The 5,770-nt window shown below is 70.9% G+C and carries 9 protein-coding genes; 4 read left to right on the top strand and 5 right to left on the bottom strand.

The window, feature by feature from the left end:
* Positions 1–289, bottom strand: a 289-nt coding sequence (locus ACXJKL_RS12795) for a DUF1697 domain-containing protein (protein WP_457207426.1), incomplete at its 3' end; no start/stop codon positions are given.
* Between the two features lie 55 nt (positions 290–344).
* Between ACXJKL_RS12795 and ACXJKL_RS12790 the strand changes: the two genes are divergently transcribed.
* From ACXJKL_RS12790 to ACXJKL_RS12780, 3 genes are read left to right on the top strand one after another with little or no spacing between them, the layout of a single operon-like run.
* On the top strand, positions 345–1,145 hold the full coding sequence (locus tag ACXJKL_RS12790; RefSeq protein ID WP_457207425.1) for a basic amino acid ABC transporter substrate-binding protein: 801 nt from the start codon (positions 345–347) through the stop codon (positions 1,143–1,145).
* Positions 1,146–1,150: 5 nt separating this feature from the next.
* The gene (locus tag ACXJKL_RS12785) at positions 1,151–1,939 is read left to right on the top strand and encodes an amino acid ABC transporter permease (RefSeq protein ID WP_457207424.1); all 789 of its coding nucleotides are present in this window, start codon (positions 1,151–1,153) and stop codon (positions 1,937–1,939) included.
* Complete coding sequence (locus ACXJKL_RS12780) at positions 1,939–2,700, top strand: amino acid ABC transporter ATP-binding protein (protein ID WP_457207423.1); 762 nt, start codon at positions 1,939–1,941, stop codon at positions 2,698–2,700. The genes ACXJKL_RS12785 and ACXJKL_RS12780 overlap by 1 nt, the downstream gene beginning before the upstream one ends.
* A gap of 15 nt (positions 2,701–2,715) precedes the next feature.
* Here ACXJKL_RS12780 and ACXJKL_RS12775 read toward each other — a convergent pair whose 3' ends face one another.
* On the bottom strand, positions 2,716–3,627 hold the full coding sequence (locus tag ACXJKL_RS12775) for a LysR family transcriptional regulator ArgP (RefSeq protein WP_457207422.1): 912 nt from the start codon (positions 3,625–3,627) through the stop codon (positions 2,716–2,718).
* A 72-nt stretch (positions 3,628–3,699) separates the two neighbouring features.
* On the opposite strand from ACXJKL_RS12775, the gene ACXJKL_RS12770 reads away from it, so the two are divergent.
* A complete protein-coding gene (locus ACXJKL_RS12770) occupies positions 3,700–4,299 on the top strand; it encodes a LysE/ArgO family amino acid transporter (protein ID WP_457207421.1) in 600 nt (199 codons plus the stop codon).
* Positions 4,300–4,334: 35 nt separating this feature from the next.
* Here ACXJKL_RS12770 and ACXJKL_RS12765 read toward each other — a convergent pair whose 3' ends face one another.
* From ACXJKL_RS12765 to ACXJKL_RS12755, 3 genes are all read right to left on the bottom strand, one after another.
* A complete protein-coding gene (locus ACXJKL_RS12765) occupies positions 4,335–5,126 on the bottom strand; it encodes a hypothetical protein (RefSeq protein WP_457207420.1) in 792 nt (263 codons plus the stop codon).
* Between the two features lie 12 nt (positions 5,127–5,138).
* The gene (locus ACXJKL_RS12760) at positions 5,139–5,333 is read right to left on the bottom strand and encodes a helix-turn-helix domain-containing protein (protein ID WP_457207419.1); all 195 of its coding nucleotides are present in this window, start codon (positions 5,331–5,333) and stop codon (positions 5,139–5,141) included.
* A 47-nt stretch (positions 5,334–5,380) separates the two neighbouring features.
* A partial coding sequence (locus ACXJKL_RS12755; protein ID WP_457207418.1) for a DUF2975 domain-containing protein occupies positions 5,381–5,770 on the bottom strand: 390 nt, incomplete at its 5' end.

Raw genomic sequence — 5,770 nt, 5'->3', positions numbered from 1 at the left:
GGCCGGCCGCCAGCTCCTCGGCGTCGGCCGCGATGACCACCAGCTCTGCCGGGGTCAGCACCACCGTCGGCACGGCGAAGCCGCGGTCTGCGGCGAACGCCTCCTCGAGGTCCGCGGCGACCCTCGTCGTCGAGCGCCGGCCGGAGGTCAGGCGCACGTTGCCGGTGTTGATGTAGGTCTCGACGTCCCGCGCGCCGGTCGACTCGACGGCCGCGCGGATGGCGTCCTTGGGGAACTTGCGGGTCGCACCGAGGTTGATCGCCCGGAGGAACGCCACGTAGGTCGGCATGCGGGCATTCTGCCGGGTCATGACCCCGTCCGCGGGCGGGTCTAGGGTGGCAGGCATGAATCTTCGAGCGATCACCAGCGGACTCGGCGTGGCAGCGCTCGCCCTCGCCATCAGCGGCTGTGCGTCGGACACCGAGACGACCACCACCGACAGCGGCGCCAAGCTCATCAGCGCCGACAAGCTCACCGTGTGCACGCACCTGCCCTATGAGCCGTTCGAGTACACCGAGGGCGGGGACGTCGTCGGCTTCGACATCGACATGATGGACCTCGTCGCCAAGGAGCTCGGCGTCACGACCGAGGTGTTCGACACCCCCTTCGAGGGCATCCAGTCCGGCCAGTCCCTCAACACCGGCAAGTGCGACGTCGCCGCCGCCGGCATGACGATCACCGACGACCGCGCCCGGGTCATCGACTTCTCCGAGCCGTACTTCGRCGCGACCCAGGCGCTGCTGGTGGCCAAGGACTCCGGCATCGCCTCGCTCGAGGACCTCTCCGGCAAGACCCTCGCCGTCCAGGAGGGCACCACGGGCGAGATCTACGCCAACGACAACGCCCCCGACGACGTCGAGATCCGGTCCTTCGAGGACCTCGCCCTGCTGACCACGGCCGTCAAGACCGGCCAGGTGGACGCGGGCATCAACGACAACGGCGTGCTCTTCGACTACGTCCAGGACAACCCGGACACCGAGGTCGCCACCGAGTTCGACACCGGTGAGCAGTACGGCTTCGCGGTGAAGAAGGACGGCAACGACGAGCTCCTGGCCACGATCAACGACGTGATCTCGTCCGGGCAGGACGACGGCACGTACGACGAGGTCTACAAGAAGTGGTTCGGCGAGGCGCCGGCCCAGTGAGCYCCATGAGCCCCCGGCAGCGCGCCCGGGTCAACCGCCTCGTCCAGTACGCCGTCCTGGCGCTGCTGGTGCTGGCGTTCGTCCTGGTGGCCGACTGGGGGCAGCTCCGCACGGCGTTCTTCGACACCGAGGTCCTCCGCGGGATGGTCCCGGAGATCTTCACGGTGGCCCTGAAGAACACGCTCATCTACACCGCGTGCGCCTTCCTCTTCGGGCTCGTGCTGGGGCTGCTGCTGGCCCTGATGCGGCTCTCGCCGGTGGCGGCCTACCGGTGGCTGGCCACCGCGGTCATCGAGTTCTTCCGCGGGGTCCCGGCCCTGGTGGTCTTCATCGCGTTCGCCTTCGGCATCCCGATCGCGTTCCCCGGCCGCGAGATCCCGGGCGGCAACCTCGGCACGGTGACCATCGCGCTGGGCCTGGTCGGTGCGGCGTACATGGCCGAGACCATCCGGGCCGGCATCCAGGCGGTGCCGAAGGGCCAGATGGAGGCCGCGCGGTCCCTGGGCATGTCGCACTCGCGGGCGATGATCAGCATCGTCGTGCCGCAGGCCTTCCGCATCGTCCTGCCGCCGCTGACCAACGAGCTGATCCTGCTCACCAAGGACTCCTCGCTGGTCTACATCCTCGGCCTCGCGGCCAGCGGCTTCGAGCTCACCAAGTTCGGTCGCCAGGAGCTCAACGAGACCAACAACCTGACCCCGCTGGTCGCGATCTCGCTGTGCTACCTGCTGATCACGGTGCCGCTCGCGATCGTCGTACGCCGCCTCGAAGCCCGCGCAGAGAGGGCCCGCTGATGACCACGCCCACCCCTGAGTCGAACCGCTCCGACGCGGCGATCGACGTCCAGGACCTCCACAAGTACTTCGGCGAGAACGAGGTGCTCAAGGGCATCGACTTCCACGTCAACGCAGGCGAGGTCGTGTGCGTGATCGGCCCGTCCGGCTCGGGCAAGTCGACGCTGCTGCGCTGCGTCAACATGCTGGAGACCCCGACGAGCGGCAGGATCTTCGTCGAGGGCGACGAGATCACCGACCCCGACGCGGACGTCGACAAGCTGCGTGCGCGCATCGGCATCGTCTTCCAGAGCTTCAACCTGTTCCCGCACATGACGGTGCTGCGCAACCTCACCATCGCGCAGGAGAAGGTCGCGGGACGCAAGAAGGCCGAGGCCGTCGAGATCGCCCGGGCCAACCTGGCCAAGGTCGGCCTCTCGGAGAAGGAGTCGGCCTACCCCGCCCACCTCTCCGGCGGCCAGCAGCAGCGGGTCGCAATCGCGCGGGCGCTCTCCATGCAGCCCGACCTGATGCTCTTCGACGAGCCCACCTCCGCGCTCGACCCCGAGCTGGTCGGCGACGTGCTGGCCGTCATGAAGGACCTCGCGGCCGAGGGCATGACGATGATGGTCGTCACCCACGAGATGGGCTTCGCCCGCGAGGTCGGCGACAAGCTGGTCTTCATGGACGGAGGCGTCATCGTCGAGGAGGGCGACCCGGCCACCGTGCTGGCCGACCCCCAGCACGAGCGCACCCAGGCGTTCCTCTCCAAGGTGCTCTGACCCTCCGGTCCCGGCTCACCTGAGCCATCCGCGCGCCGCGCCGGTGATGGCGGACGTCAGGTCCGCCATCAGTGGCGACTCGAGGCGCCAGTGCTGCCAGAAGAGGGGTACGTCGGTGTGCCGGCCGGGCACGATCTCGACCAGCCGTCCGGCGTCGAGGTCGGCCCGGACCTGCACCTCGGGGATCATCCCCCACCCCATCCCCCGGCGGACGGCGTTGTCGAACTCCCCCACCGACGGGATCCACGTGACCGGCGGTGTCAGGTGCCGACGCGTCACCTTGCGCAGGAAGTCGTGCTGCTGGGTGTCGTTGCGGTCGAAGGCGATGAGCGGTACCCGCCCCAGGGCCGCCGCGGAGGACCCGTCCGGGAGGTGCGACTCGACCCAGACCGGGGTGGCCACCGCGCGGTAGCGCATCGAGCCCAGCCGCAGGACGCGGCAGCCTGGCACGGGCCTCGGGTCGGAGGTGACCGCGGCCATCACGTCGCCACGGCGCAGCCGCTCGGTGGTGCGCGACTGGTCCTCGCGGACGATCTCGAAGGTGACCCGGTGGGCGGCCTGCACCTCGACGAGGGCGTCGATGAGCCACGTGTAGAGGGCGTCGGCGTTGACCGCGATCGGCACCGCCGCGAAGGGATCGTCCTCCCCCGGGTCCTCTCCCTCGAGCAGCTCGGCCACCGCCTCCCGCTCGAGCAGCTCGGTCTGGGCCGCGAGCCGGACCAGCACCTGGCCGGCCTCGGTCGCCTCCAGGGGCTTGACCCGGTGCACCAGCACCCGACCGACGTGGGTCTCCAGCGCCTTGATGCGCTGGCTCACCGCGGACGGGGTCACGTGCAGCTCCCGGGCGGTGGCCTCGAACGTGCCGAGCCGGACCGCGGTCGCCAGTGTGCGCAAGGCCACGGGGTCGATCTGGGTGACATCTTTCATACTAAGAGAGTCTAATGATTCCTCAGAATACTTCGCTGGATTGAGGATGCATCCCGGCCTAGCGTTCTGCACATGTTCAGCATCTTCCTCACCGGTGTCCTGACCGGTCTCGCCCTGATCGTCGCCGTCGGCGCCCAGAACGCCTTCGTCCTCCGCCAGGGGATCCGCGGCGAGCACGTGCTGCCGGTGATCGTCGTCTGCATGCTCTCCGACATCGCCGCCCTCACCGCCGGCGTGGCCGGCTTCGGTGTCGTCCTGGAGCGCTGGCCCGGCGTGCTGCCGGTCGCGCAGATCGGCGGCGGCCTCTACCTACTGGCCTTCGGGGTCCAGTCGGCGATGCGCGCCTGGCGTCCCGTGGCGCTCGACGCCGAGGGCGGCACGACGATGTCCGTAGGGCGCGCGGTCCTGCTCACCCTCGCCCTCACGTGGCTCAACCCGCACTTCTACCTGGACGCCGTCGTCATGCTCGGCACGGTCGCCAACAGCTTCGGCGACCACCGCTGGTGGTTCTGCGCGGGCGCGATCGTCTCCAGCCTGGTCTGGTTCCCCACGCTGGGCTTCGGTGCGCGCGCGCTGCGCGGCGTCTTCGCCCGACCGTCGGCCTGGCGGGTGCTGGACTCCGGCATCGCCGTGATCATGGGCGCCCTCGGCGTCGGGCTGCTGGTGCACTGACCATTCGGTCTCCGGGCTGCGCGCCCGCGCGCCGGCTACTCGGGCGCGGCGAAGGCCAGGTCCCGCTCGGCCAACGCCTCACGCAACCTCCCGATCGCGAGCGGGCCGACGCCGTGGAGGGCGACCAGCTCGGTCTCCGTGCGCTCCGCCACCTGCTCGAGGGTGGTGATCCCCGCCGCCCGCAGCGCACGGGTGGYGGGGGCGCCGATCCTGGGGATCGGGGTCCCGCTCGGCCGGGGCGCACGCGCCCGGGGCTCGGCCAGGGCCGCGTCGACGACCGCGCGGCCGCGCGGTGACAGCAGGTAGCCGATGTCGAGGGACTCGGTCAGCCCGAGCTCCTTGAGCTTGCGGACGTCCTTCTTGAAGTCGGCGGTCTCGCGCCCCACCCGGGCCGCCAGGTCGGGGGCGCGGACCGTGGGGTTGAGGTCGATGAGGTCCAGGGTCTMGCGGGTCCACGCGCCGTACGACGACGCCTGGTCGAGGCGCGCGAGCCGGGCGTCGATCACCGCGATCTCGTCCGCGTCCGGGACGGACTCCCGCAGCGCCTCACGGGGGTCCGGGCCCGCCCAGACCAGCCCGATCCGCCAGGCCGGCTCCTCGGGACGGGCAGCCAGCGCCTCGCGAAGCGCCGCCAGCGACGGGGCGCCCGCGCGCCGGGCGTCCTCGGCGGTGATCCGGCCGGCCCGCTCGATCGAGGTCACCTCGACGACGCCCACCGACGTACGCATCCTGGTGCCCACCACCACCCGCGGCCGCGCCCACCGGCGGAACGCGAGGTCGACGGTGCCTGCCTTGATCGCCGCCAGCTCGGCGGGCCGGATCATCATGGGAGGAGCCTGTCAGTCCACGCGCAGGATGTCGCCCGGCTGGCACTCCAGCACCCGGCAGATCTGGGTCAGGGTGGAGAACCGCACCGCCTTCGCGCGCCCGTTCTTGAGGACGCTGAGGTTGACCACCGTGACGCCGACGCGGTCGGCGAGCTCGGTGAGGGTCATCCCGCGATCGGCGAGCACGGCGTCGAGGTGGACCGTCACCCCGTGCGGTTCCTCCACCTCGCGCCCCGTGGCGGCCCGTCGCACCATCAGATCGTCGCCTCGACGTCGTGGCGCAGGTCCACGGCCTGGGCCATCACCCGCTCGAGGGCCAGCAGGGCGATGCCGAGGAGCACCAGCAGCCAGGGAGCGTCTCCGGAGGAGAACAGCACCAGCCCCTCCTCGGTCATCCGGTTGAGCAGCGCGGCGTTGACGAAGCCGGTCACCACGAAGTCGAGGGCGGCCCAGCCGAGCAGGAGTCCACCCAACATCCGCAGCCCCGCCGGGACCCGGTCGGCGAAGACGCCCTCGCGCCGGGCGCGGCGCAGCAGCCGCCAGAGCAGCGCGAAGAAGAGCAGCGGCGCGACGACCCACACGGTCAGGCCGACGCCGGCGAGGGCGCGCGTGGCTCCGTCGGGATCGGGGTCACAGATCTGCAC

This window comes from Nocardioides sp. P5_C9_2, from assembly GCF_054049555.1.
Note: the sequence above shows the minus strand (reverse complement) of the source record. Positions and strands in the feature narration are given on the sequence as shown.

Coding starts and splice junctions, on each gene's coding strand:
- ACXJKL_RS12785 (WP_457207424.1), top strand. CDS start 1,151: ATGAGCCCCCGGCAGCGCGCCCGGGTCAACCGCCTCGTCCAGTACGCC.
- ACXJKL_RS12780 (WP_457207423.1), top strand. CDS start 1,939: ATGACCACGCCCACCCCTGAGTCGAACCGCTCCGACGCGGCGATCGAC.
- ACXJKL_RS12775 (WP_457207422.1), bottom strand. CDS start 3,627: ATGAAAGATGTCACCCAGATCGACCCCGTGGCCTTGCGCACACTGGCG.
- ACXJKL_RS12770 (WP_457207421.1), top strand. CDS start 3,700: ATGTTCAGCATCTTCCTCACCGGTGTCCTGACCGGTCTCGCCCTGATC.